Consider the following 24,379-nt stretch of genomic DNA (forward strand, 5'->3'; position numbering starts at 1 on the left):
GGGAATGCCTCATGGAAGTCGTTGGTAATCCCCTTGTGCGGCGAGATGCAAAAAGCGTCAGCGTGAAACGAAAATATTCTGTCGGTGGCGACACGCGCGCGGCCGGACCGGTACAGTCGAGCCAAGACTTTCGCCACAAGGAGCCCCAACACATGGAAATCCGCAGCCTGCTCTCGTCCATCCTGATCGGCGCCGTCGCGAGCGCCCGCTCGATGACGCCGATGGCCACCCTCGCCACCGCACGGCTGGCCGACCGCCACACCCCCGGTGAACTGTTCCTGCTCGATCGCCCGCTGTTCAAGTACGGCGCGCTGGCGATGGGCGCCGGCGAACTACTGGGGGACAAGATGAAAAGCGCGCCGGACCGCACGGTGTTCCTCGGCCTGCTCGCGCGTGTGATGAGTGCCGGCATCGCCGGTGCCGCGCTGGCGCCGCGCGGCGAGGAAAAGGCCGGCGCGGCGCTCGCCGTGGCCACCGCCGTGCCGCTGGCCTACCTCACGCTGGCCGGCCGCAAGCGCGCGATCGCGGCGATCGGCCAGACAAAAAGCGGCTTGATCGAGGATGCGCTGATCGTCGCCGCGGGCGCCGCCATCGTGGCGCTGTCGACGCGGGGCGAGCAGCCGTAACGTTGCTACGCAACCATCGTCAGCAGGCCGTAGCGCGCCACCCGCACGGGCAGCGCGCCGGCGATCTGCCGGAGGGCGCCTTCCAGGTCGCCCAGCTTGAAGACGCCGCTGATCACGTGGCGCCTGGCGGCGCCGTCCACGCGCACGATGTCGTGGTGGTGCCGGCCGAACGCCTCCGCCAGGTCCGGCAGCGGCAGGCGGTCGGCCACCAGCATGCCGCGTGTCCAGGCGGCGGCCGCGTTGAACGACAGCGGCGACGCGCGTACGCCGTCGGGATCGAAGCACAAGGTGTCGCCGGATGCCAGCGCGACCGGCGACCGGCCGGGAAGCCGCAGTGTCGCCCCCGCCCCGCGTACGGCAACGATGCCGCGCCGCCCCAGGCGCGCCGCGCATACCTCCCCACCCTCGCACGCTATGTCCGCGCCGGCGACGGCGATGGACAGCCGATCGCGCAACTGGACGAGCACCTGCCCTTGCCGTATCGCGATCCGCGCGGGGACAGGTCCTTCGGCAAGGTCGATGCGGGAAGCGGCGTCGAAGCGCAGCGACGACCCGTCCGCCAGGATGGCGTCTCCCTGTTCGCCGATGCCGCTGCGCCACGTCGCGTCGTAGCCCAGTTCATGGGCTGCCTTCCAGCCGCCGGCGCCCGACAGGCCCAGCACGGCCATGCCGAACGCGGCGCGCAGGGCCCGGCGGCGCTCCTCGATGGGGTGCCGCAAGGCCCGTGCGACGGCATGGGCATCGCCGCGCGCGCGCGGGCCGATGCTGCCGAGGCGCCGCTGCAAGGAAGCCCAGGCGGCCGCATGTTCCGGCGCGCCGTCGTGCCAGGCGCGGAAGGCGTGCAGCGCCGGCTCGTCCGCGGCCGGGTCGCGCAGCCGCACTTCCCAGGCGATGGCGGCGCGCTCGGCGCGGCTGCGCGCGGCCGTCACGCGGCCGGCCAGCAGGCGGCCAGCGCCCGCGCCATGTATTTGCGGACCATGCTGACGGATACGCCGAGACGGGCGGCGATCTCCGCATAGCCCAGGTCCTCGAACTGGCTGAGGATGAACGCTTCGCGCGCCTTCGCCGGCAGCCTCGCCAATGCCGCGTCGAGCCGCAAAATTTCCTCCACCGTCATGCAGATATCCTCGGCGGAGGCGGCATGGCTTTCCGGCCGCAGGGCCAGCTCGGCCAGGTAGGCGCGTTCCAGGTCGCGGCGGCGCCAGAACTCGAACGTGAGCCGCCGCGCGATCGTCGTGAGCATGGCGCGCGGCTGGCGGATATGGCTCACGTCGTCGAGGGTGGCCAGTTCGGTGAAGGTGGAGGCGGCCAGGTCTTCCGCATCGTCGCGGCATCCCACCAGCCGCTGCACGGTGGCGGTCAGCCAGCCATGGCTGCGCTTGAATTCGCTGCCCAGCCACGCATTGCGCATGGCCAGGAGATTGCTTTGTCGTGGTGCGGCGGTCATCGTCGGTATCGGCAAGAGGCACGGCATGTCGGCCGAGCTGCCAATATAGACAAAGCTGCAAGGAAACCAAACGAAGCATTCCGACTATGCTTGCTTGCAAATCGCATGGGTATCGCAGCTGGGGCATGCTGGGCGCCGGCCTGCTGGCCACCGCGGCCATCGCACGGCGCCGGAAAGCGCGCTGAGCGCGGTCAGCCGCAGCGCCCAATGAAAAACCGGGGCGGCGACAAAGTCGCGGCCCCGGCTGGCGCGGGAACGGCTGTCGCGCCGCTATCTCGACCTTAGTGATTCGGCAGCTTCTTCGCCGCCAGGTAGATGCCGTACAGCGCGGACAAGCCCACCAGCGCGTACACGATACGCGAAGCGGTCGTCTGCTCACCGAAGATCTGGGCGACCAGGTCGACCTGGAACAGGCCGACCAGGCCCCAGTTCAAGCCACCAACGATCAACAACACCATCGCGATCCAGTCCACGGCATTCATCGCCTTGTGCGCGACCACGTCGGCCGAGCCGGTATTCATCGTTGCCATATGCCTCTCCTTGAGTAAGGTTCAGGGAACCCGCTTGACGCGAGCCGACCTCATTTTAGGCTGGACGATTGCCGGTCGCAGTCGGAGTGCTCGCCCGCACAACGTAGGAATCGGCCTAGATTCAGATTGGAAATGCAAGTGAGCCGGGCAGCGGCCCGGCCGCGAAATACGGGCTCAACGGGGATTGCGGCGGCGCTCGCCCTGGCGGTGAAACTGAGGCGCGCACAGCACGCGCAGCGCGATTTCGCGCGGCACCCCGGCTCGCTGCATGTATTCGAGCGCCGGATGGATGCCGTCGGATGCAACGATTTTCAATGCGTCATCGACGCGCGCCGCCGTATTTGCGTCAGCGCGCGATCTCCTGGTGCCGCGTTCCGCCATGATGCCCTGCCCTGTCTCCGAGAAACCGGTAATGGTACACGAAGGCGCGCATGCGCGGCACGCGTTTTCTTGCAAAAAAAACCAAAGCTCAGGCCGCCACCCCGGCCGCCAGGGCGCGCCGCAGCTCGTCCAGCGAAGCCGGTTTCGTCAGGTGCAGGTCGAAGCCGGCCTGCGCGGCCCGCTCCACGTCGCCCTTCTGGCCATAGCCGGTCAGCGCCACCAGCCGCAACGCGCGTCCGCCGGCTGCCTCGCGCAGGGCCGCGGCCAGCGCATAGCCATCCATGTCGGGCAGGCCGATGTCCAGCAGCGCCGCGTCGACCGGCGCGCTTCCGTAAGCGGCCAGCGCCTCGCGCGCGGTATGCGCCACCCGCACGTCGAGCCCGATGTGGCGCAGCATCAGGGCGCTGGCCCGTGCCGCATCCTCGTTGTCGTCCACCAGCAGCACGCGCAGGCCATGGGGAACCGGCACACCGGGTTCCGGCACCACCGCGGCGCACTGGCGCGCCATCGGCAACAGCACCTCGAACGTGCTGCCCTGGCCCGGCCCGGCACTGTGCGCGGACACCCGGCCGCCATGCAGCTCGACGATCTTGCGCACGATCGCCAGGCCGAGCCCCAGGCCGCCGGTGCGGCGGGCCAGCTGTTGCGGCGCCTGGTAGAACGGCTCGAACACCCGCGCCAGCAGGTCGGGCGCCATGCCGGCGCCGCGGTCGCTGACGGCCAGCCTGGCCATGTTCCCCTCCACCGACAGCACCACGGCCGCCTCGCCGCCGCCGAAGCGCCCCGCGTTCGACAGCAGGTTGCCCAGCACCTGGGCCAGCCGGCTGTCGTCGCCCATCACCCACAGCGTGTCCGGAGCGTCCAGGGTGACCTTCATGCCGGCGGCCGCGGCCACGGCCTGGCGCGCGACGTCCGCCAGGTCCACGGGCCGCACGTCCAGTTCCAGCTTGCCCGAAGCGATGCGCGACACGTCCAGCAGGTCGTCCACCAGCCGCTTCAAGTGCGTCACCTGGCGCCGCAGCACGGCGCGCTCGCGCTGGGCGCCGGGATCGCCGCGCAGATCCATCAAGTCCAGCGACGCCACGATGGGGCTGAGCGGATTGCGCAGCTCGTGGCCCAGCACGGCCAGGAACTCATCCTTGGCCCGCCCCGCCTCGCGCGCTTCCGCCAGCGCCCCTTCCTGGGACGCCACGGCCCGTTCCAGCGTGGCAAGCAGCTCCGAGCGCTCTTCCTCGTGCCGGTCGCGCGCCGCGGCCGCCGCGGCCAGCGCCTGCCCCATCTGGTCGATTTCCCGCACGCCCGACGGCGTCACCGCCACCGCGCCGCCGGCGCCCAGCGCGGCGGCCCCCTGTGCCAGGCCGTCGAAGCTCTTCACGATGCGCCGCGCCACCAGCAGGGCGAGCCCGATGCAGGCTGCCAGCGTCAGCGCCAGGCCGGCCGCGTACACCAGCGCGCCTTGCAGCAAGGGCCAGCGCAGGGAGGCGGTGGGCGCGCTGACGACCACCGTCCAGCCCCAGCGGGGCGACTTCGTGTAGGCGGTGCGCACGGGCACGTTCTCGATCGTCGTCGAATCGCCCGTCCCTTCCGGGCCGCTGCGCATCAGGCGCTGCAGGCCGGGGCTGCCCATCCCGCCCAGGAACCGGTCCTGGTCGCGCGAGCGCGCCACGCGCCGGCCGTCGCCATCCATCACCGCGATCACCCAGTCGCCGGGCGCGCGCTGGCGCTGGATCACGTTCACGATGCGGTCCGGCGCGATCACGGCCGTGAGGACATGGCGCCGGCCGTCGGGCAGCTCGACAGGGATGCGTATCGGAAAAGCCATGCGTCCGCCCTTGCCGCGCATCAGGCTGCCGACTACGGGCCCGCGCGACGCGACGGCGCGCGCCAGGCTCGGCGGATCGGCCACCGGCGCGGCCGCCATGCCGAACGGCGCCATCGTGCGGAACAGGGTGTGTCCGCCGGCGTCGGAAAGGATCACGCCCAGCCACTGCGGCTGGGCCGCCGCCTGCCGCCGGGCCAGGTCATGGAAGCCCCGCAGGTCCCCGGCCTGCAGGGCCGGCGTACGCGCCATGGCCTCCAGCGCGGCGGCGGCGCCATCGTGTTCGGCGTCGACGGCCGAGGACAGCGCCCGCGCCAGCTCGAGCATGGATCGGTCCTGCTCGCGCCGCTGCACGTCCGCGGCGGTCATCAGCCCCCAGGTGCCCAGCAGGGCGAGCGGCAGGAAGCCGATCGCCGTCAACAGGAGCAACAGGTGGCGCAAGCTCAGGGAGATGGCGCGGTCGCGCATGGGTGGGCCTGGCTATGGAAAGCACTGATTATAGCGGGCCTCTTGCAGTGCGGTATTACTAGAAGGCTGGCGCCTGGCTGCGCCGGTACTCGTGCGGCGAGCGGCCCACCAGGGCCGTGAAGGCCCGGGTGAAGTGGGCCTGGTCGAAGAACCCCAGCTGCTGGGCGAGCACCGCCAGCTCCGGGCAGGCAGGTGCCGCCAGCAGCGCCGCCGCTTCCTGCAGGCGGAACCGTTGCACGACCCACTTCGGGGGCACGCCCACATGGTCCCGGAACAGCCGCTGCAGGCCCCGTTCCGGCAAGCCGGCCGCCGCGGCCAGCGCCGCCACGGAGACCGGGCCGGCGTCGGCCGCCGCCCGCGCGACGGCGCGCTCGGCCAACCCGGCTCGCGGGTTCGGCCGCGCCTCGGCGGCGCGCGGAGCCAGCAGCGCCACTGCCGCCGCGACCATGGCGGCATCGTCGCCCGCGCCCAACACCTGCCGTTCGGCGGCGGCGGAATCGATCCCGAACACCGCATCGAGCGCTACGACGCGGCCGGTGAGTGCCGCCACCGGCCCGGCATGCCAGGGGTGCAGGCCGCCGGGCCGGAACCGCAGACCCAGCGCCCGGCCCCTGCCCGCCAGCGTCTTGTCGAACGGCCCCCGCACCACGCCGTGCAGCGCGGTGGTGCCGGCCTCGAATACCAGGTGCACGTTCGGGTAAGGAAGCACGCGCTGCACCTGGGCCGGCCGGTCGCCCAGGTCCCATGCGACGCGCCACAGGTACTCGACGAAAGGCGCCAGCACCGGCGGAACGGGGAAGCGCCGCAGGTCGAAGCGCTGCGCCATCGAGCGCGGGTCGAGTATGCCTTTCGGCGTGTCGCTTTTTTCCAATCCAGCTCCCCGGCCAGTCATTAAAGTGGAGGCATTATCGACCATGGAGAACACCATGCATACCTTCCCAGCCCTCGCCCTCGCTTTCGCACCCGTGCTCGCGGCCGCAACCGAAGTGACGGGAACGTTCGACGTGAAAGTCACGCCGGTACCCGCCCAGCGGGCAGCCGCCGACGATACGCGCGGGCGCATGACCTTCACGAAGACTTTCCAGGGTGCGCTGGCCGGCACCAGCGAAGGCGAAATGCTCACGGCCGGTGCGCCCGCCACCGGCACGGCCGGCTACGTGGCACTGGAGCGCTTCACGGGCACCCTGGATGGGCGCCGCGGCAGCTTCGTGATGCAGCACTCGGGCACCATGGCTGGCGGGCGCCAGGAGCTGGCGATCGTCATCTCGCCCGGCTCCGGCACGGGCGAACTGGCCGGCATCGCCGGCACGGCGGCGATCGCCATCGAAGGCGGCAAGCACTACTACACGGTGCGCTATACCCTGCCGTAGCGCGGCGGGCAGGCAGCAGACAGGAATGATTCTCATTACCGGTGGTTTCCGACTATAATGCCCGTCATTCGAACCACCGCCGTCACCCTATGTTCTCCCCCCGTCCGCTGGCGCTTGCGCTGTCCCTTGCCTTTCCCGTCGCCGCGCTCGCCCAGCAGGAAGCCCCCACCGCCGAGGCGGTGCCGTCGGTGCTGGTGACGGCCGCGCGCGCCCAGGGCTTCGTGCCTTACACGGTCGAAGCGGGTACGTTCCGCGGGTCGGACATCATGTCGGTGCCCTCCACCGTCAACGTGATCACGCGCGAGGTGCTGGAGCTGCAGGCCGCCGGCGGGCTGTACGACGCGGTCCGCAACACGGCCGGCGTCACGCGCCAGCAGAATGGCGGCGACACGTGGGACCAGCTGGTGATCCGCGGCATCGCCGTCGAGAACCGCACCAACTACCGGCTCAACGGCTCGCTGCCGATCATGAATTTTTCCCAGGTCGCGCTCGAGAACAAGGAACGCGTCGAAGTGCTGAAGGGCGCCACCGCGCTGTACTACGGCTTCACGTCGCCGGCCGGCGTGGTGAACTTCGTCACGCGCCGCGCCGGCAGCGCCCCGGTGACGACCCTGGGCCTGTCCGTCGACGACAACGGCAGCGCCGTGGCCAGCGCCGACGTGGCGCGCCGCTTCGGCGAGCGCGGCCAGGTCGGCGTGCGCGTCAACGCGGCCGGCGGCACCCTCGGCTCGCACCTCGACGGAGCAGGCAACGGCAACCGCGCGTTCGCCTCGGCGGCGCTGGACTGGCAGGTGGACCGCCGCCTGCGCCTGAAAGCCGACCTCGAATACGACCGCCGCCGGGTAACGGAACAGGCCGGCGTCACGTTGCCGGCCGCCGTGAAGGGCGCGATCGAACTGCCGCGCGCCGTCGACCCACGGCGCCTGGTCGGGCCCGACTGGGCGCTGTTCCGTACCGAGACGATGAACGCGCAGCTGCGCGCCGACTACGCGCTGGCCGACGACTGGGCCCTCACCGTCGAGGCGGGCCGCGCCCGCACGGAGCGCGAGCGCAACCTGCCGATCTTCCGCTTCACCAGCGCCGCCACGGTGGCGACGGGCGCCGGCCGCATCACCGGCAACTCGCAGCACCTCGGGGTCGATTCCGACATGCTGCGCGCCGAGCTGGCCGGGCGTTTCGCCATGGGCGCCATCGGCCACGACGTCACGTTCGGCATGGCCCGCACCGACAAGGGGCAGGGCCCGGTCTACCAGGCCAACTACACGATCCCGGCGCAAAACCTGTACGACCCGGTGCCGGTCGCGAACGCCACGTTCGGCGCCGTGCCCACCGCGCCGACCACGGCAGCGCTGGAGAGCCGCGACGAAGGCGTCTATGCGGTCGACCGCCTCACGCTTTCCGAGCGCTGGCAGGCGGTGGCCGGCGTGCGCGCCGTGCAGTTCCGCAGCGACCAGGGCGCCAACCGCTACGACGTGTCGAAGACCACGCCGCTGGGGGCGCTCATCTACCAGGTCGATGCCGACCTGTCGTTCTACGCTTCCGCCGCCCAGGGCCTGGAGGAAGGCGAGACGGCACCCAGCGGCAGCGCCAACGAGGGCGAGCGGCTGGCACCGGGCGTGAGCCGGCAGAAGGAATTGGGCATGCGCTGGCGCATCGGCGGGGCGCCCGGCACGCTGCTGCAACTGGCGCTGTTCGACATCCGCCGCCCCGGCTACTACACCAATGCCGCCAATGTGTTCACGGCCGACGGCCGGCAGCGCTACCGCGGTATCGAGGTGCAGGCGCAGGGAAAGCTGGCGCGCGACCTGTCCTGGCAGGCATCGGCGCAGGCGCTCGATCCAGAATTCCAGAACATCGGCGCGGCGTATGACGGCAAGCTGCCGGAAAATGCCGCGCGCCGCACCGCCAGTACCTTCCTGTCCTACGCGCTGGCCGGCGTGCCGGGCCTGTCCGTCAATGCCGGCGCGTACTTCACGGGCCGCCGCCCGGTCAACGACCTGAACCAGGCCTTCCTGGGCGGCACCACGCTGTTTTCCGCCGGCGCGCGCTTCGTGGCGCCGCTGTTCGGCCGCCGCACCACGTGGCAGCTGAACGTGGACAACGCTGCGGACAAGCGCTACTGGGCCGGCGCCGGCACGCGGCTGTCGGCCGGCATGCCGCGCGTGATCAAGCTCTCCGTCAAGACCGAACTGTAGAAAGCCGCGCTCCATGAAACGCGATCCCCTTCCCGCCAGCGTTACCCCGGCGCCGCGCCGCCCCGTCCTGCCGACCCTGAAACAGGCGTGGTTCCGGCTGCACTGGTTCTTCGGTATCACCGCCGGCACCGTGCTCGTCGTGATCGGGCTGTCGGGCGCCCTGCTGGTGTTCAAGGACGAGATGCTGGACCTCGTCAACCCCGGCGTGCGCAACGTGCCGGTGCAGAACGCGCCCCTGCTCACGCCGCAGCAGGTCGCCGCGGTGGCGCGCGCCGCGCACCCGGACCGCCGCGTGGCCTCGGTCACCGTATACGCCGCCCCGGGGGCGGCGGCGCGCGTAGGCCTGGCCGCGCTGCCGGGCCAGCCGCGCGGCGAAACCGTGTATGTGCACCCGTATAACGGCACCATGCAGCCGGAACTGGCCGGCGAGGCGGCCTTCGAATGGATCGAGCACCTGCACCGCTGGCTCCTGCTAGGGCGCGAAGCGGGCAAGCCCGTCACCGGCACGCTGGCCCTGTGCCTGCTGGGCCTTGCGCTGTCCGGCCTGTACCTGCGCTGGCCGCGGAACGCCGGCAACTGGCGCACCTGGCTGACCTTCGACACGCGGCTCAGGGACCGCTCCTTCCTGTATGCCCTGCATGCGGTGGCGGGCACCTGGGCCCTGGTCGCCTATGTGATCTTCACGCTGACGGGCGCTTACTGGGCGTTCGACGCGCTGCGCGACACGGTCGACGGCTGGGCCGGCGTGAAACGGCCGCCGCGCGAGGCGCCCGCAAAACCGGCGGCGCAGGGCAGCAAGGGCGCCCGCCCCACCCCGGTCGACCTCACGCCGGCGTGGAACACCTTCACGCACAACGCGCCGGGCTGGCAGATGGCCTTCCTGCGCTTCACGGACAAGCCGAACGCCCCGATCCAGGTCGCCTGGCTGCCGGCCGACGCATCCCACCCGCGCGCCCGCAGCGCGATGACGATCGCGCCCGACGGCACACTCACGAAGAACGAGCCGTACGCCGCCAAGTCGGTCGCCGCCCGCGCGCTGACCACCTTCTATCCGCTGCACATCGGCACCTACTTCGGCTTGCCGGGCCAGATCGCCATGCTGCTGGCCAGCCTGGCCCTGCCCGGCTTTGCCGTCACCGGCTGGATGCTGTACCTGAAGCGCCGGCGGCTGGCGCGGGCGGCGCGCGCCGAGCGCGCCCTGCTTGCGCCGGGCGATTCGATGGCGGCGACCGGCGTCGATCCGGTGCTGGTTGCCTACGCCAGCCAGACGGGCCAGGCCGAACGGCTGGCGCTGCGCACCGCGGCGGCCTTGCAGGCGGCCGGTACCCCGGCCGATGTGCGCGCCGTCGCCACGCTGGCGCCGGACGACCTGTTGCGCTACCGCGACGCGCTGTTCGTGGCGAGCAGCTACGGCGAAGGCGAACCGCCCGATGGCGCGCGGCGCTTCGCCCGCCTGCTGATGGAGGGCGGCCCACGCCTGCCGGAATTGCGCTACGCCGTGCTGGCGCTGGGCGACCGGCACTATGCGCACTTCTGCGGGTTCGGCCGCGCGCTCGACGAGCGCCTCGGCGGACTCGGCGCCACCCGGCTGTTCGCGCCCATCGAAGTGGACAGCGGCGACGAGGCGGCGGTGGCGCGCTGGTCGGCCGCCCTGGCCTGCCTGGGCGCCACGCCGCTGGCGGCCGCCCCGGTGACCGACGAAGCGCCATGGGAAACGTGGACGCTCGCCGGGCGCACCCTGCTCAACCCCGGCAGCCTGGGCGCGCCGCTGGTCGAAGTGCGGCTGGAAGGCCGTTCCGACGGCTGGCTGCCCGGTGCACTCATCGAGATCGAGGCGCGCCATGCGGACGCGGTAGTGGCCGATTGGCTGCGCGCGACCGGCCTGGATGGCAAGGCTGCCGTCGGCGAGGCCACGCTGGCCGAGCTGCTGGCCGCGAGCGAACTGCCCGATGCAAGCCACCGCTTCGCTTCGGCGCGCGATTGCGCCGCCGCCCTGAAACCGCTGGCGCCGCGCCGCTATTCGATCGCTTCGCTGTCGGCCGACGGCGCGGTGGAAATGCTGGTGCGCCAGGTACGCCATGAACAGGGGCTGGGTCTCGCCTCGGGCTGGCTCACGGCGCACGCGCCGCTTGGCACCGCGGTGCGCGCTCGCCTGCTGCCCAATCCCGGCTTCGCCCCCGTGGAGGAAGATGTGCCGTGCCTCTTCATCGGCAACGGCTCCGGCCTGGCCGGCTTGCGCGGCCACCTGCGCGCGCGGGTGGCGGCCGGCCGCCGCCGCAACTGGCTGCTGTTCGGCGAACGCCAGCGCGCTTTCGACAGCGTGTGCGCCGCCGAGCTGCAAGCCTGGGCCGACACCGGCTGGCTGCCGGAATGCGATCTCGTGTTCTCGCGCGATGGGGACGGCTATGTGCAGGACCGGCTGCGCGCACGGGGCGAACTGCTGCGGGCCTGGATCGCCGACGGCGCCGTGGTCTTTGTCTGCGGCAGCCTGCACGGCATGGCCGGCGGCGTCGACGCGGCGCTGGCGGACCTGCTGGGCCGCGACACGGTGGACCTGCTGGCGGCCGAGGGCCGCATCCGCCGCGACGTCTATTGAACCGGCGCCGTTCGCGGACATCGACGAACAGCGCCATCGAGCCGGCGCTGGCCTCGTGGACAGCGCCTCGGCCGCCGGTCGCCGGCTTGGGCGGAACTACCTTCCCTGTCGATCAGTCAGCCGCGCGCAGCGATTCGCCGATGGCATAGAACTGCCCGCCCGCGATGTAGTGCAGGCTGCGCCAGCGCGGGTCGGCGTCCTCGAAATGCCAGTGGCCGTCACGGAACACGCGGCTGTCGGCCCAGGCGGCGACGACTTCGCCGATGAACAGGTCGTAGGCCTGCTCGTTGTGTGGCTCGGCCACCCTGCGGCACGCCAGCCATGCCGAGCAGCCGGCGACCAGCGGCGCGTCGATTTCCGGCGCGTCGAACAGTTGCACGCCGAAGCGGGCCAGCTTGTCCGGCTCGTCGGCCAGACTGTGCGTGCCCACGGCGTGCACGAGGTCGACCTGGGCAGCGTTCGGCACCTGCAGCACGAACATGCCGCTCGCCTCGACGAGGGCGCGGGTCTTCACGGCCTTGTCCAGCACCACGGTGACTTTCGGTGGATTGAAATCGAGCGCGCAGGCCCAGGCCGCGGCCATGACGTTGTCGACGCCGCCGTGGCGGGCGGAGACGAGCACGGTGGGGCCATGGTTCAACAGCCGATAGGCCTTGGTGAGCTCGACGGGAAGAATGTGGGGATCGGTGAGCGTGTCCATGGTGCGCGAGGATAGCACCGATGACGCCGCCGCGTGGGCCGGCTGCCCCCATGCCGCTAGCGCACCCTCCCTCTTTGGAGGGAAGCGCCGGGGCGGATGTGCTGCCTGGCCGACTCTCCGTCATATACTCCGGGCAACCAATAACCAGTGATGATTCCGCCATGCCCGGTTCCCTGCGCGCCACACTGCAAAAGACAGTGATCGTGCTGCTGACGGTCGCCATCTTCGCGATCGATGCCTTCACCCCGCTCGACAGCGCCATCGCCGTCATGTACGTCACCGTCGTGCTGGCCACTGCCCACCTGTGGCCCCGCCACATCCTGGCGGTGACCGGACTGTGCCTGGGCCTCACGCTGGCGGCGCACTTCATCACCGGCTGGTTCGGGGTCGTCAATTCCTCGCTGGCGCGTTGCGCCGTCAGCCTGGCGGCGATCGGCACCAGCGGCTATCTCGCGCACGTGGGCGCGCGGGCCACGGCCCGGTTGCTGCAACGCGAGGAGTCGCTGCGCCTGTCGCGCCAGCAGCTGGCGCACGTGACGCGCGTGACGACGCTGGGCGAACTGGCCGCCTCGATCGCGCACGAGGTGAACCAGCCGCTCGCCGCGATCTCCGCCAATGGCGAGGCGGCGCTGCGCTGGCTGCGCCGGCCGCAGCCCGAGCCGCGGGAAGTGGAACACGCGCTGCAGCGGATGCTGTCGGACACGTGCCGCGCCAGCGAGGTGATCCGCCGCATCCGCGCGCTGGCCCGCAAGGGCGACGCCAGCTTCGCACCGGTCGACGTGACGGACATGGTGCGCGATTGCGCCGCGCTGCTGCAGCGCGAGCTGGCCAGCCACGGCGCGACCCTCGTGCTGGACATCGCCGATGGCTTGCCGCCGGTCGGCGGCGACCGGGTGCAATTGCAGCAGGTGCTGATCAACCTGCTGATGAACGGGATGCAGGCGATGGCGCCGCGCGGCGGCACGCTCACCCTCGCGGCGGGACGGCAGGGAGACGGCCTGCGCATCGCCGTCAGCGACGAAGGGCCTGGCATCCCGGATGACCAGGCCGGCCGCCTGTTCGAGCCCTTCTACAGCACCAAGCCCGACGGCATGGGCATGGGCCTGCCGATCTGCCGCTCGATCGTCGACGCCCACGGCGGCCGCATCGCCGCCCTGCCGTCCCGGCCCGACCGCCGCGGCGCCACCATCGAGATCACACTGCCGGCCAGCCGGGAGGCGGCATGAAGCCGCTGGTCTATATCGTCGACGACGACGCGGCGCTGCGCGATGCGCTGGCCAGCCTGCTGCGCTCGGCGGACATGGACGTGGCGACGTTCGGCAGCGTGGCCGACTTCGCCGCCCACTGCCGCGACGACCGCAACAGCTGCCTGCTGCTGGACGTGCGCCTGGGCGGCCACAGCGGCATGGACTTGCACGCCGACCTGAAGGCGCAGGGTTGCCACCTGCCGGTGGTGTTCATGACGGGCTTCGGCGATATTCCCATGTCGGTACGGGCGATGAAGGCCGGCGCCGTCGATTTCCTCGCCAAGCCCGTGCGCGTGGAAGAGCTGCTGGAAGCGGTCGGCCAGGCGCTGGCCCGCGACGCGGCGAGCCGCAGCGAGGACGCCGCGCGCGCCGACCTGCGCCGCCGCTACGCCACGCTGACCCCGCGCGAACGCGAGATCATGGCCCTGGCCGCCCGCGGCCTGATGAACAAGCAGATCGCCGCCGAAGTCGGCACCAGCGAAATCACCGTCAAGATCCACCGCGGCCAGGCCATGAAGAAAATGCAGGCCAAGACCTTCGCCGACCTCGTGCGCATGGCCGAGGCCCTCGAAAACCGGTGACAGGCTCCGTTTTTCTTGCGACGATCGCGGCGGCCACCGATCCTGCGTGCTGGTGTCGGACACCGGCTTTTCGGTGTCCGACACCGGTCTTCCCCAGAGGCAACCGACTCCGGGCGGGAGAACCGGTGTCCGACACCTGAAGGTGTCCGACACCAGAGCCGAGGATCGCGGCGGCCCACCGGTCCTGCGTGCTGGTGTCGGACACCGGCTTTTCGGTGTCCGACACCGGTTTTCCCCAGAGGCAACCGACTCCGGGCGGGAGAACCGGTGTCCGACACCTGAAGGTGTCCGACACCAGAGCCGCAAGCACCGCCGGGAAATCTTGCCTATACCGACGTATGATGGCCGCCCCAAGCGCTGGCCGGTAAGCTCCTGGCGATTGCACCACGAGGAGCCACAGTGTCCCTTACAGATCAGGAAGTCTGCATCGTCGACGACGATGCGTCCGTGCGTACCGCTGTCGGCAGCCTGGTACGGTCGCTGGGCTTGCGCGCCCGGCTGTTCGCGTCGGCGGAAGAATTTCTCGCCGCCGGCGGCGCGCCGGACCTGGTGATCTCCGATCTCCAGATGCCCGGCATGAGCGGCATCGACCTGCTCGAGCTGCTGCGCGGGCGGGCCGACCGCGTCCCCTTCATCGTCGTCACTGCCTTCCTGCAGGACGGCGTGAAGGGCCGCGCCATTCAGGCCGGCGCCGCCTGCGTGCTCGGCAAGCCTTTCCATGCAGACGCCCTCGTCGGCTGCATCGAGCGCGCGCTGGGGTCCGGTCATACGCACGTATGATTTGCGGCGCCCGCGCGGCGCCTTATGCTTTCCTCACGATGAACGGCGGCACGAACATGATGCTGCCGGCATCGCCGATCAACTCCGAAACCCCGAGTGACCATGAGACAGCTGACGATCCCGCGTCCCGCATTCCCCCAGGGACCGATGCACGAGACCACCGAGTCCGGCCCCGACGTCGATGAAGCCCGCCGCGCCGAGCGCCTGCGCTGCGCCCGCGACGTGCACGACATCGTGCTGCAGGACATGACCGCCGTGCTGCTGCAACTGCGCGCGGCGAGCGGCAGCGCCGATCCCGCCCAGGTGGCGGCCTGCCTCGCCGTCGCCACGCAGGCGGCCGAACAGGGCCTGGCCAGTGCGCGCGACTTCGTGCGCCGGCTGCGCGACGCGGCGCCCGCCAGGCCAGCCACCGCGAGCATGGCCGATGCGATTCGGGCGGCGCTCGATCACCAGCCGCTGGCCACCGGCACGAAACTACGCCTGCAACTGGACGACGATGCGGCGCTGCCCCACTTCGCCTGCGAGCAGGTGGCGATGATCGTGCGCGAAGCCGTCGGCAACGCCGCCAAGCATGCGCGGGCGCGCACCATCGGCTGCCGCCTGCGCGTGCGCGCCGGCCGGGTGCAGGTGCAGGTGCGCGACGACGGCACCGGTTTCGATCCCCACCAGCCGCGCGCCGGCTTCGGCGTGGGCGGCATGCACGAACGGGCCGCGCTGGCCGGCGCGGCCCTGCAGGTCGACAGCGCCCTGGGGCGCGGCACGACCGTCTTCCTTTCCCTTCCACTCGATGCAGGAGAATGACATGTCCATATCCGTGATGCTCGTCGACGACCATCCCCTCGTGCGCCTCGGCATGGCCGGCGTCGTGGCCCGCCAGCCCGGCTACACCGTCACCGCGGAGGCGGCCGACGGGTTCGACGCGGTCGAACAGTACCGCCGCGTGCGGCCCGACGTGGTGCTGATGGACCTGATGATGCCGCGCGTCGGCGGCCTGGAGGCGCTGGCCGCGATCCGCGAATTCCATCCCGACGCGCGGGTGGTGATCGTCTCCGGCTCGGACGGCGAGGAACACGTCTACCGCGCCCTGCACGCCGGCGCCCGCGCCTACCTGCTCAAGGATGCGCCGGAAGCGCAGCTGGCCGAATGCCTGCACGCCGTGGCGGCCGGCCGCCGCTACGTGCCGCCCGACGTGGCCTCGCGCCTCGCGGCCCGTCTCGACAACGATGCGCTGACGGGGCGCGAACTCGATGTGCTGCGCTTCCTCTCCCAGGGCCTGTCGAACAAGCTGATCGCCCGCGCCGCCGGCATCGCGCCCGGCACCGTGAAGTACCACGTGAAGAACATCATGGCCAAGCTGAACGCCTCATGCCGCACCGAGGTGCTGCGCGAAGCGGTGCGGCGCGGCATCGTCGATATCGTCCACTGAGCAGCCCCGGCGACAGCTGCTGCTGTCGAGCCAGCGTCCCCGATACGCGACCATGGGCATCCATCAAAAGCGGTGACAGGCACCCGGCTTTTTGAAATGTTTCCCGAAAGCCGGTGCCTGTCACCGGTTTTCCACCACGGATCTTGCACGGTGGGTCAGGGCAAGCGCGATCGAGGTCCGTTCCACGAAACACGAACCCGGCAGTAACACCCTGCGCCGCATCGGTGGCTTCGTTGCGGGATGAGCGGGCCATCGGCTACAATCCGGGCTTCTTGATAATAGCTTCTCATTATTATGTCCCGACTGCCCTCGGCACCCGCCGCCCTGCACCTCGCCAACCGGATCGCATCGATCGACATCGCGCGCGGCCTCGTCATGCTCCTGATGACCGTCGACCACGTGCGCGAGACCTTCTACCTGCAACACCAGGTCAGCGATCCAATGGCCGTCGCGGCCACCGAGCCGGCGCTGTTCTTCTCGCGGCTGGCCGCCCACTTCTGCGCGCCCATGTTCGTCTTCCTCACGGGCTTGTCGGCCTGGCTGTACGCGCACCCGGCCAACGGCCCGCGCGATGCGACAGGCTTTCTCGCCAGGCGCGGCCTCCTGCTGGTCGGCCTGGAACTCACGCTCGTCAACTTCGCCTGGACCGGTAGCTTCACACCCTCGACGCTCTACCTGCAGGTAATCTGGGCGATCGGGCTGTCCATGCTGGCGCTGGCCCTGCTGCACAAGCTGCCGCTGCCCTTGCTGGGGGTGCTGGGCACGGCGATCGTGGCCGGTCACAATGCCTTGCAGTTTCATCCCGAACCGGGCACCTTCGCGGCGGCCGCATGGACGATCCTCGAGCAGCGCGGCTTCCTGCTGGAAGACCCGCTGCGCGTGAAGATCAGCTATCCGCTGCTGGCGTGGATCGGCGTGATCCTGCTCGGCTATGCCGCCGGGCCGCTGTACGCGCGCGCCACCTCGCCGGCGCTGCGCCGCCGCTGGCTGCTGCGCATCGGCATCGCCAGCCTGGCGCTGCTGGCGGTGCTGCGCGGTACGAACGTGTATGGCGAGCCGGTTTCCTGGGCAGTGCACGACGATGCGCTGCGAACCGCGATGTCATTCCTGAACTTCACGAAGTACCCGCCCTCGCTCGATTTCATCCTGCTGACGCTGGGTGCCGGATTGATCGTGCTGGCCCTCGTCGAGCGCCCGATGCGGTGGACGGCGATCCCGGCCGTGTTCGGCGGCGCGCCGATGTTCTATTACCTGCTGCATCTGTACGCGCTGCTGGCCCTGCAACGGATCGCCGGTTTCGCGCTCGGGGTACCGCGTGCCGATGTCAACCACGTGTGGCAGGTCTGGCTGATCACGTTGCTGCTGGCCGCCGCGCTGTACTGGCCGACGCGGTGGTTCGGCCGGTACAAGCGCACCAGCGGCAAGGCGTGGGTGAAATACTTCTGACATGGCACAAGCTTATGCAAGGCTTTTCAGCACACGTGCACTGCACAAGCTCGTCGTCAAGGCGATCGCGAAGTCTGCGGGAGCGAACGGCTGAGATCCGGCCGCCCGTCGCCCCAGCTGGCCGGGGCAGCTTTGTCAAGCCTGCTGGTCCGGGAACGCATTGGTCGGCTTCGCCCCCCATGCCGCGTAGAACAGGATGTACAGCTCGCACACCACGGTCAGCAGGAACGACGTCTGCAGGCCGTAGATATCGGCCAGCCAGCCCTGCACCACCACCAGCGCGCCGCCCGCGATCGCCATGATCAGCAGGCCGGCACCCTCCTCGGTCAGCGGGCCCAGGCCGCGAATGCCCAGCGTGAAGATGGTGGGGAACATCACCGAGTGGAACACGCCGACGGCGATCAGCGCCCACATGGCCGTCGGGCCGCCGGCGAACGTGGCCACCAGCATCACGGCGAAGGCGCCGATCGCCGCACCGCCCAGCACGCGCTCGGCGGAGATCGAGCGCATCAGCATGCTGCCCACGAAGCGCCCCACCATCATGCCGCCCCACAGCAGGAACAGGTAGTGCGAGGCCTGCTCGTGCGTGACGTTGCCGATGTCCGGCTGCGACACGAAGTTGATGAACAGGTTCGCCACGCCGATCTCCGCGATCAGGTAGATGAAGATGGCGGGAATGCCGAAGACCAGGTTGCGGTGACGCCACAGCGAATGGGAGCCCCGCTCGTCCTTCGACACGCGGCGCGAACCGATCGCCGGCAGCGGGTAGCGGGCGATGATCACGGCCAGCAGCACCAGCACGGCGGCCACGATCAGGTAGGGCAGCTGCACGGCCTGCGCATCGGCCAGGCGCTCGGCCTGGCTCAGCACCTGGCCCGCCTCGGCGGTGCCGCTGGTGGAACGGCCCAGGATCAGGTAGCCGCCGAACAGCGGCGCGAACGTGGTGCCCAGCGAATTGAACGCCTGCACCAGGTTCAGGCGTGCCGAGGCCGTTTGCGGCGGGCCGACCACGGCGACGTAGGGATTGGCGGCCACCTGCAGCAGCGTGATGCCGCAGGCGATCACGAACAGCGCGACCAGTGTGACGGCATAGGACGGCAGGCGCGCGGCCGGAATCATGCCCAGCGCGCCAGCGGCCATGATGCACAGGCCGATCACCATCGCTTTCTTGTAGCCGACCCGCTCGATCAGCCGGGCCGACGGGATCGACGCGACGAAATACGCAATGAACCAGACCGATTCGATCAGCGTCGTCTGCGTATAGCTCAGTTCGAACACGCTGCGCAGGTGCGGCAGCAGCGTGTTGTTGATGACGGTAATGAAGCCCCAGATGAAGAACAGGCTCGCCAGCAGCGAGAGCGCCGACTTGTAGCTGGCAGGCGACTGTGCGCGCGTGTCCAGCGTGGCGCCTGTGGAAATGATTGGCCCGGCCACGATTGATCCTTTGTCGGAAATGAAACGCTCATCGTAGAGCCGGGCTTGCCAAATGACCAATTCCGAAAACGATGTCAGCTATATCAAAAAATGATATCTCTCCCACGCGGCAACGATGTCACACAATACGCCGCGCTCCGGCTGTTGCGTCCCGTCCTGCCAGCCTGCCGTGCGGCCGCCCGTCGGGAGTATGCTCACTACCATCGCGCCAGCCAACCGTGGCGGCGCCCGACACAGCGTACTCTGCCATGCGCTTTTCGCTCGCCAGCCTGCGTCCGCCCCCCTTGGCGGCGCTGCGCCCTTACCTGGTCTTCATCCTGCTCTGGCCGGTCGCCGGGTTGTTGATCGCCGGCGCGTCCTGGCTTTTTCTCATAGGGAATTTCCACCGCGAGCGTGACGCGGCCGAGCGCCAGGCACTGGCCGCCACCCTGAACATCGCCGAGGACGGCGCCATGCAAACCCGCGCGAACCTGGCCATGATCGACCAGCTGCTGACCGTGATCCGGGTCCAGTGGCAGGCGCTGGGCGGGGCTGTCAAGCTGAAGCAATTCGCGAAGATGACGGACCCGGCCGGCGTGCCGCTGCGCATCAGCGTATTCGATGGAGCAGGCCGGCTGCGCATGACCAATTCCAATGGCCTGTGGACGCGCGAGGAACTGGACAAGGTGGAGGAACTGGCCTTCTTCGCCTCCCAGCGCCTGCGCGCCGCGGACGACATGTTCATCGGCATGCCGCTCGCCGGCGCGTCGCGCTCCGGCTACATCGTGCGCTTTTCCCGCAAGTTGCTCGACGAGCACGGCGACTTCGCCGGCGTCGCCGTGATTTCGGTCGACCCGGACAACCTGATCGCCCAGTACGACCAGGCCAGGCTCGGCCCGCAAGGTTTCCTGGCCGCCGTCGGCAGCGACGGCATGGTGCGCGGCTTCAAGCTCGGCAAGGCGTTCCGGCAGATCGAATTGCTGCCCCCCTCGCTGCGACTGGCCCTGGCGAACAACAGCGGCAGCAGCTTCATCGCCGGCACGGAATTCGGCGATGGCGTGGCGCGCTATGTCAGCTGGCAGACCGTCGAGGGTTTTCCGCTCATGGTGCTGGCCGGCGCGGACCAGCCGCATGCACTGGCCGTGGTCCGCGAACGCGAACGGGCCTCGCGCCAGACCGCCGTCGGCGCCTCGATCGCCCTGCTGATCTTCGTGCTTGCCGGCATGGGCCTGTCCGGCCGGCTGGCCATGCAGCGCTACCGCCTGACCGTGGCGCAAGATGCCTACCGCAAGGCCACCGAGGCCAGCACCGAGGGTTTCTTCATCGTGGCACCGGTGTTCAGCGCCGGCGGCGGGACCGTCGACTACATGACGGTCGACTGCAACGAGCAGGGTGCGGCACTGGCGAACAGGACCCGCGAGCAGCTGATCGGCAAGCGCGTGTCGGAACTGGCGGAGGACCTGCCCACCGGACCGGGCGTCACCCTGCTTGCCCAGGCCATGGCCCAGGGCAGCGCCGAAGGCGACCTCGAATGGGCGCACGCCGGCGAGATGCTGCATGTGCGCGTGAAGATACGCCGTTCGGGCGATGTGCTGGCCGTTACCCTGCGCGACGTGACGATGGAACGCGCCCACCTGTCGAACCTGGAACGCAAGAACTACGAGGATGCGCTGACCGGCCTGCCGAACCGCGCCTGGGTCGGCAAGTGCCTGCCGGAAGCCGTCGAGCGCGCCCAGGCGGGCGGCAAGCTGCTTGCCGTGCTGTTCATCGACCTCGACGGCTTCAAGGCCGTCAACGACACCTTCGGCCATGCGGCCGGCGACGAGTTGCTGCAGATCGTGGCGCGCCGGCTGAAGGTGGCCGTGCGCCCCGGTGACCGCGTGGCCCGGCTCGGCGGCGACGAGTTCATCGTGATCCTCGAACACCTGAACGGCACCGGCGAGGCGGCCCAGGTGGCGGCCCGCGTGCTGCAGGCCTTCCACGCCAGCGTGGCGATCGGCGCCGGCACGGCCAGCGTGGGGGCGTCGATCGGCATCAGCATGTGCCCCGGCGACGCGGACGATGTCGACACGTTGCTGCGCCACGCCGATATCGCCATGTACGAGGTCAAGACGAGCGGCAAGAACGGCTACCAGTTCTTCGACCCGGCCTTCTACGGCGCCATGCTCCAGCGCAAGCTGCGCGAGCGCGAGCTGCAGAGCGCCATCGCCGGCAACCAGTTCGTGCTGCATTACCAGGTGCGCGTGGCCGCCGCCACCCAGCAGGTGGTGAGCCTGGAGGCCCTGGTGCGCTGGAACCACCCCACCGCCGGCCTGCTGTATCCGGACGAATTCATTCCGCTGGCCGAGGAAACCGGCATGATCGTCCCGCTCGGCGAACTGGTGGTGGACAATGTGTGCGCCCAGATCGCCGCCTGGTCGCGCGAAGGCCGCCCGCCGCTGCCGGTTTCGGTGAACGTGTCGAGCCGCCAGTTCAACGAGCGCGACATGCACGCGCTCTTCCTGCACTCGCTGGAACGCCACGGCATTCCGGCCGACCGCGTGGAAATCGAGCTGACGGAATCGACCATGATCCGCGATCCCGAGCGCACGTCCGAGCACCTGCACGCGATGCACGCGCTGGGCATCCGCTTTCTCGTCGACGACTTCGGCACCGGCTATTCCTCGCTGTCGATGCTGCAGCAGCTCGACTTCGACCTGCTGAAGGTCGACAAGTCGTTCACGCAGCGGCTGGGGCACGACGGCCAGGGCGAGATCCTGTTCACGGCCATCATCACGATGGCCCACGCGCTGGGCATGAAGGTGGTGGCCGAGGGCGTGGAACGGCCCGAGCAGGCCGTTGCGCTGTCGCGCCTGCAGTGCGACGAGCTGCAGGGCTATTACATCGCCACGCCGCTCGACGCGGCCTCGGTGCAGCGGGAAATCATGCGCCGGCAGGCGGCGTGAACCGCTGGTCCCACGCGGCGCCGGCCCTTCCTACGCGCCGGCAGGCGGCGTGCCCGGCCCGGCCAGGCGCGCCAGTTCTTGCTCGGTGAAGCCCGCCAGCCGCCGGGCAGCGAGGTTGAACGGCCCCTTCGACTGCGGCGCCTCGTAGCGCACCACGAGTTCGTCGTAGGTCGCGTACGGTTCCAGCCCCTGCCGCTCGCACAGCCAGCGGTACCAGCGGTTACCGATCTCCACGTGGCCCACCTCGTCGCGCAGGATGATGTCGAGGATGGCCGCCGCCGCCAGGTCGCCGGCCTGGGCCAGCTTGGCGCGCAGCGGCGGCACCGCGTCCAGGCCGCGCGCTTCCAGCGTGCGCGGCACGAGGGCCATGCGCGCGGTCACGTCGCCGCGCGTCTTGTGCACCATTTCCCACAGGCTGTCGTGGCCCGGGAAGTCGCCGTAGGCATGGCCCAGCGTGGCCAGGTGGGCCGCCAGCAGGCGGAAGTGCGTCGCTTCCTCGTTCGCCACGCGCAGCCAGTCGGCATAGTATTGCGGCGGCATGCCGGGGAAACGCCACAGCGCGTCCAGCGCCAGGTTGACCGCATTGAATTCGATATGGGCGAGCGCGTGGATCAGCATCGCCCGCCCTTCCGGCGTGACCATCGACCGGCGGCCGACGCGTTTCGGCGACACCAGCTCCGGGCGCGCCGGCCGGCCGGGGATGGCGGCCGAATCGGGCAGCGCGGCGCCGGCGTCGAGCGTGCACGCGCCAGCCGCATGGGCGGCGGCCATGCGCGCCACCTCGTCCGTCTTCGCCACGGGATCGGTACCCTTCAGGCAGCGTTGCGCCCATGCGCGCAGTTCGGGCGTTGAAGCCATGGCGGACCTTTGCAAGCAAAAGGCCGCAGTGTAGCAAACGCCCGGGGCCCGTGGTCAGCGCGCCGGGCCGAGGCGCAGCACCAGGCCGGTGTTGCCGCGCGTGGTGCCGTCCGCATTGCCCAGCACGTAGATCTCGCCGGCCGCGTCCTGCGCCATGCCCAGCACCGGGATGCCGAGCGGCTCGCGCCTCGGCGCGACCAGGCGCTCCACCCGGTTGCGCACGCCCAGGGTCAGCAGCTTGCCGGTACCGTCCCTGCCCACATAGTCGGCGAACACGTACTGGCCGCGCAGCGCCGGGATGGCCGTGCCCGTGTACACATAGCCGCCGATCACCGCCTGCCTGACCGGCGGTTCGCCGGCGGCGTCGCGATGGTCGTATTCGGCGATGGGATCGACCAGGCCGGCCGGCACGCCTGGGCTGGCCGCATGGACGAAGCCGGGATTGGTGCCGTTGGCATCGAACAGGAAGCTGCCCTCCTTGACGCGCCAGCCATAGTTGCCTCCGGCGACGATGAGGTTCACTTCCTCGATGGCCCCCTGCCCCACGTCGCCGGCCCACAGGTTGCCGGCGCTGTCGAAGGCCATGCGGAACGGGTTGCGCAAGCCATAGGCGAAGATCTCGTCGGCGCCCTCCCTGCCCACGAAGGGGTTGTCGGCCGGGATGCCGTAGGCACCGTTGGCCGCGTTGCCGCCCAGCGGGTCGATGCGCAGGATCTTGCCGAGCACATTGGCCGGCGCCAGGCTCTGGGCATTGCCCTCCAGCGCATGGCCGGGCCCCTGGTCGTCGCCGGCGCCGCCGTCGCCCAGCGCGATGTACAGCATGCGGTCGGGGCCGAACGCGAGCGCGCCGCCGTTGTGGTTGGCCTGCGGCTTGTCGACGCGCATCAGCACACGCACGCTGGCCGGGTCGACGACCGGGTCGGCGCTGCCGGGGTTCGCGACGCGCCATTCCGAGATCACGCTGTGGTTCACGGCAGCCACGCCCGGCGGCTGGGTCGAGAAGTCGGCGGCGCCCTGCGCGGGCTCGGAGGTGAACAGGTAGAGGCGGCCGTTGGCCGCATAGTCCGGGTGGAAGGCCAGGCCCAGCAAGCCCCGCTCGTCGCGCTCGTTCAGCGGAACGAGGCGGTCGGCCACGTCCAGGAACAACGCGGCGCCTCCCTTCCGGCCGGGGCCGCGCACGGCCGCCTTCCAGATCTTGCCGACCTGGTCGACGATGTACAGGCGGTTCGGTTCGCCCGGCGCCACGGCACCGGCGACCGGCGCCGTCAGCTGCGCCAGGAGCGGGCGCAGCGAAACATTGACCGTACTCGTCGGCAGTATGCCGGGGATGGGGTCGGGAAGCGGTACGTTCTGGGCCAGCGCGGCGGCGGGAAGGGTGGCAAGTGCCGTGGCGAGAGCGAGCTGGTACAACGGGCGAATCGAAGTGCGTGGCATGGCGGTCTCCGTCGTTGTAGGTGGAATCGAAGTGGTGCCAAAAGATCATGCGCTTCAATTGGTAACGCTACAAGCACCATCTGCGGCCCGGTGCGCGGCGCGACCGGCTGACGCCCC

General features: G+C 70.2%; 21 protein-coding genes. 11 read left to right on the plus strand and 10 right to left on the minus strand.

Annotated elements, in window-relative coordinates; genetic code table 11:
* The first annotated feature begins 152 nt into the window (after positions 1-152).
* Positions 153-626 carry a hypothetical protein gene (locus tag V6Z91_RS24745; RefSeq protein ID WP_338762508.1) on the plus strand — a complete coding sequence of 158 codons (474 nt, stop codon included), beginning with the start codon at positions 153-155 and terminating at the stop codon, positions 624-626.
* A 5-nt stretch (positions 627-631) separates the two neighbouring features.
* Here V6Z91_RS24745 and V6Z91_RS24750 read toward each other — a convergent pair whose 3' ends face one another.
* The 6 genes from V6Z91_RS24750 to V6Z91_RS24775 form a co-directional block, all read right to left on the minus strand.
* Entirely contained in the window at positions 632-1,555 is a 924-nt protein-coding gene (locus V6Z91_RS24750; RefSeq protein ID WP_338762510.1) for a DUF4880 domain-containing protein, read from the minus strand.
* Positions 1,552-2,073, minus strand: coding sequence for a sigma-70 family RNA polymerase sigma factor (locus V6Z91_RS24755; RefSeq protein ID WP_338762513.1), 522 nt, complete (start codon positions 2,071-2,073; stop codon positions 1,552-1,554). The genes V6Z91_RS24750 and V6Z91_RS24755 overlap by 4 nt, the downstream gene beginning before the upstream one ends.
* 281 nt (positions 2,074-2,354) lie before the next feature.
* Positions 2,355-2,603 carry a DUF378 domain-containing protein gene (locus V6Z91_RS24760; protein WP_338762516.1) on the minus strand — a complete coding sequence of 83 codons (249 nt, stop codon included), beginning with the start codon at positions 2,601-2,603 and terminating at the stop codon, positions 2,355-2,357.
* A 174-nt stretch (positions 2,604-2,777) separates the two neighbouring features.
* Positions 2,778-2,984 carry a hypothetical protein gene (locus V6Z91_RS24765; protein WP_338762519.1) on the minus strand — a complete coding sequence of 69 codons (207 nt, stop codon included), beginning with the start codon at positions 2,982-2,984 and terminating at the stop codon, positions 2,778-2,780.
* A gap of 88 nt (positions 2,985-3,072) precedes the next feature.
* Positions 3,073-5,271 carry an ATP-binding protein gene (locus tag V6Z91_RS24770; protein WP_338762521.1) on the minus strand — a complete coding sequence of 733 codons (2,199 nt, stop codon included), beginning with the start codon at positions 5,269-5,271 and terminating at the stop codon, positions 3,073-3,075.
* A gap of 58 nt (positions 5,272-5,329) precedes the next feature.
* Entirely contained in the window at positions 5,330-6,142 is an 813-nt protein-coding gene (locus V6Z91_RS24775) for a helix-turn-helix domain-containing protein (protein WP_338762524.1), read from the minus strand.
* Between the two features lie 55 nt (positions 6,143-6,197).
* On the opposite strand from V6Z91_RS24775, the gene V6Z91_RS24780 reads away from it, so the two are divergent.
* From V6Z91_RS24780 to V6Z91_RS24790, 3 genes are all read left to right on the plus strand, one after another.
* Positions 6,198-6,641 (plus strand): DUF3224 domain-containing protein, encoded by a 444-nt coding sequence (locus V6Z91_RS24780; RefSeq protein WP_338762526.1) that lies wholly within the window; start codon positions 6,198-6,200, stop codon positions 6,639-6,641.
* A gap of 89 nt (positions 6,642-6,730) precedes the next feature.
* The gene (locus V6Z91_RS24785) at positions 6,731-8,836 is read left to right on the plus strand and encodes a TonB-dependent siderophore receptor (protein ID WP_338762528.1); all 2,106 of its coding nucleotides are present in this window, start codon (positions 6,731-6,733) and stop codon (positions 8,834-8,836) included.
* A gap of 13 nt (positions 8,837-8,849) precedes the next feature.
* Positions 8,850-11,432: a sulfite reductase flavoprotein subunit alpha gene (locus V6Z91_RS24790; RefSeq protein ID WP_338762530.1), complete on the plus strand. Its 2,583-nt coding sequence runs from the start codon at positions 8,850-8,852 to the stop codon at positions 11,430-11,432.
* Between the two features lie 112 nt (positions 11,433-11,544).
* On the opposite strand, the gene V6Z91_RS24795 is transcribed toward V6Z91_RS24790, so the two are convergent.
* On the minus strand, positions 11,545-12,132 hold the full coding sequence (locus tag V6Z91_RS24795) for a flavin reductase family protein (protein ID WP_338762532.1): 588 nt from the start codon (positions 12,130-12,132) through the stop codon (positions 11,545-11,547).
* A gap of 161 nt (positions 12,133-12,293) precedes the next feature.
* Between V6Z91_RS24795 and V6Z91_RS24800 the strand changes: the two genes are divergently transcribed.
* From V6Z91_RS24800 to V6Z91_RS24825, 6 genes are all read left to right on the plus strand, one after another.
* Positions 12,294-13,358, plus strand: coding sequence for an ATP-binding protein (locus tag V6Z91_RS24800; RefSeq protein WP_338762534.1), 1,065 nt, complete (start codon positions 12,294-12,296; stop codon positions 13,356-13,358).
* Positions 13,355-13,960, plus strand: a complete 606-nt coding sequence (locus tag V6Z91_RS24805) for a response regulator transcription factor (protein ID WP_338762536.1) — start codon at positions 13,355-13,357, stop codon at positions 13,958-13,960. The genes V6Z91_RS24800 and V6Z91_RS24805 overlap by 4 nt, the downstream gene beginning before the upstream one ends.
* Before the next feature lie 399 nt (positions 13,961-14,359).
* Positions 14,360-14,740, plus strand: a complete 381-nt coding sequence (locus V6Z91_RS24810) for a response regulator (RefSeq protein ID WP_338762539.1) — start codon at positions 14,360-14,362, stop codon at positions 14,738-14,740.
* A 102-nt stretch (positions 14,741-14,842) separates the two neighbouring features.
* The gene (locus tag V6Z91_RS24815) at positions 14,843-15,541 is read left to right on the plus strand and encodes a sensor histidine kinase (protein ID WP_338762541.1); all 699 of its coding nucleotides are present in this window, start codon (positions 14,843-14,845) and stop codon (positions 15,539-15,541) included.
* Between the two features lies 1 nt (position 15,542).
* A complete protein-coding gene (locus V6Z91_RS24820; protein WP_338762543.1) occupies positions 15,543-16,166 on the plus strand; it encodes a response regulator transcription factor in 624 nt (207 codons plus the stop codon).
* 294 nt (positions 16,167-16,460) lie between these two features.
* The gene (locus V6Z91_RS24825; RefSeq protein ID WP_338762545.1) at positions 16,461-17,612 is read left to right on the plus strand and encodes a heparan-alpha-glucosaminide N-acetyltransferase domain-containing protein; all 1,152 of its coding nucleotides are present in this window, start codon (positions 16,461-16,463) and stop codon (positions 17,610-17,612) included.
* 135 nt (positions 17,613-17,747) lie between these two features.
* Here V6Z91_RS24825 and V6Z91_RS24830 read toward each other — a convergent pair whose 3' ends face one another.
* Positions 17,748-19,046: a sugar MFS transporter gene (locus V6Z91_RS24830; RefSeq protein ID WP_338762547.1), complete on the minus strand. Its 1,299-nt coding sequence runs from the start codon at positions 19,044-19,046 to the stop codon at positions 17,748-17,750.
* Positions 19,047-19,294: 248 nt separating this feature from the next.
* On the opposite strand from V6Z91_RS24830, the gene V6Z91_RS24835 reads away from it, so the two are divergent.
* A complete protein-coding gene (locus V6Z91_RS24835) occupies positions 19,295-21,970 on the plus strand; it encodes an EAL domain-containing protein (RefSeq protein ID WP_338762549.1) in 2,676 nt (891 codons plus the stop codon).
* Between the two features lie 30 nt (positions 21,971-22,000).
* Here V6Z91_RS24835 and V6Z91_RS24840 read toward each other — a convergent pair whose 3' ends face one another.
* Together V6Z91_RS24840 and V6Z91_RS24845 are read right to left on the minus strand one after the other, a co-directional pair.
* Complete coding sequence (locus V6Z91_RS24840) at positions 22,001-22,828, minus strand: ferritin-like domain-containing protein (protein ID WP_338762551.1); 828 nt, start codon at positions 22,826-22,828, stop codon at positions 22,001-22,003.
* A 54-nt stretch (positions 22,829-22,882) separates the two neighbouring features.
* Positions 22,883-24,262 carry a PQQ-dependent sugar dehydrogenase gene (locus V6Z91_RS24845; protein ID WP_338762554.1) on the minus strand — a complete coding sequence of 460 codons (1,380 nt, stop codon included), beginning with the start codon at positions 24,260-24,262 and terminating at the stop codon, positions 22,883-22,885.
* Positions 24,263-24,379 lie beyond the last annotated feature (117 nt).

The organism is Massilia sp. METH4, assembly GCF_037094685.1.
Classification (GTDB): domain Bacteria; phylum Pseudomonadota; class Gammaproteobacteria; order Burkholderiales; family Burkholderiaceae_D; genus Rugamonas.

Excerpts from the sequence above, each read along its gene's own strand:
- V6Z91_RS24745 (WP_338762508.1), top strand. The coding sequence starts at position 153 with ATGGAAATCCGCAGCCTGCTCTCGTCCATCCTGATCGGCGCCGTCGCG.
- V6Z91_RS24755 (WP_338762513.1), bottom strand. The coding sequence starts at position 2,073 with ATGACCGCCGCACCACGACAAAGCAATCTCCTGGCCATGCGCAATGCG.
- V6Z91_RS24760 (WP_338762516.1), bottom strand. The coding sequence starts at position 2,603 with ATGGCAACGATGAATACCGGCTCGGCCGACGTGGTCGCGCACAAGGCG.
- V6Z91_RS24765 (WP_338762519.1), bottom strand. The coding sequence starts at position 2,984 with ATGGCGGAACGCGGCACCAGGAGATCGCGCGCTGACGCAAATACGGCG.
- V6Z91_RS24770 (WP_338762521.1), bottom strand. The coding sequence starts at position 5,271 with ATGCGCGACCGCGCCATCTCCCTGAGCTTGCGCCACCTGTTGCTCCTG.
- V6Z91_RS24780 (WP_338762526.1), top strand. The coding sequence starts at position 6,198 with ATGCATACCTTCCCAGCCCTCGCCCTCGCTTTCGCACCCGTGCTCGCG.
- V6Z91_RS24785 (WP_338762528.1), top strand. The coding sequence starts at position 6,731 with ATGTTCTCCCCCCGTCCGCTGGCGCTTGCGCTGTCCCTTGCCTTTCCC.
- V6Z91_RS24790 (WP_338762530.1), top strand. The coding sequence starts at position 8,850 with ATGAAACGCGATCCCCTTCCCGCCAGCGTTACCCCGGCGCCGCGCCGC.
- V6Z91_RS24795 (WP_338762532.1), bottom strand. The coding sequence starts at position 12,132 with ATGGACACGCTCACCGATCCCCACATTCTTCCCGTCGAGCTCACCAAG.
- V6Z91_RS24800 (WP_338762534.1), top strand. The coding sequence starts at position 12,294 with ATGCCCGGTTCCCTGCGCGCCACACTGCAAAAGACAGTGATCGTGCTG.
- V6Z91_RS24805 (WP_338762536.1), top strand. The coding sequence starts at position 13,355 with ATGAAGCCGCTGGTCTATATCGTCGACGACGACGCGGCGCTGCGCGAT.
- V6Z91_RS24815 (WP_338762541.1), top strand. The coding sequence starts at position 14,843 with ATGAGACAGCTGACGATCCCGCGTCCCGCATTCCCCCAGGGACCGATG.
- V6Z91_RS24820 (WP_338762543.1), top strand. The coding sequence starts at position 15,543 with ATGTCCATATCCGTGATGCTCGTCGACGACCATCCCCTCGTGCGCCTC.
- V6Z91_RS24825 (WP_338762545.1), top strand. The coding sequence starts at position 16,461 with ATGTCCCGACTGCCCTCGGCACCCGCCGCCCTGCACCTCGCCAACCGG.
- V6Z91_RS24835 (WP_338762549.1), top strand. The coding sequence starts at position 19,295 with ATGCGCTTTTCGCTCGCCAGCCTGCGTCCGCCCCCCTTGGCGGCGCTG.
- V6Z91_RS24840 (WP_338762551.1), bottom strand. The coding sequence starts at position 22,828 with ATGGCTTCAACGCCCGAACTGCGCGCATGGGCGCAACGCTGCCTGAAG.
- V6Z91_RS24845 (WP_338762554.1), bottom strand. The coding sequence starts at position 24,262 with ATGCCACGCACTTCGATTCGCCCGTTGTACCAGCTCGCTCTCGCCACG.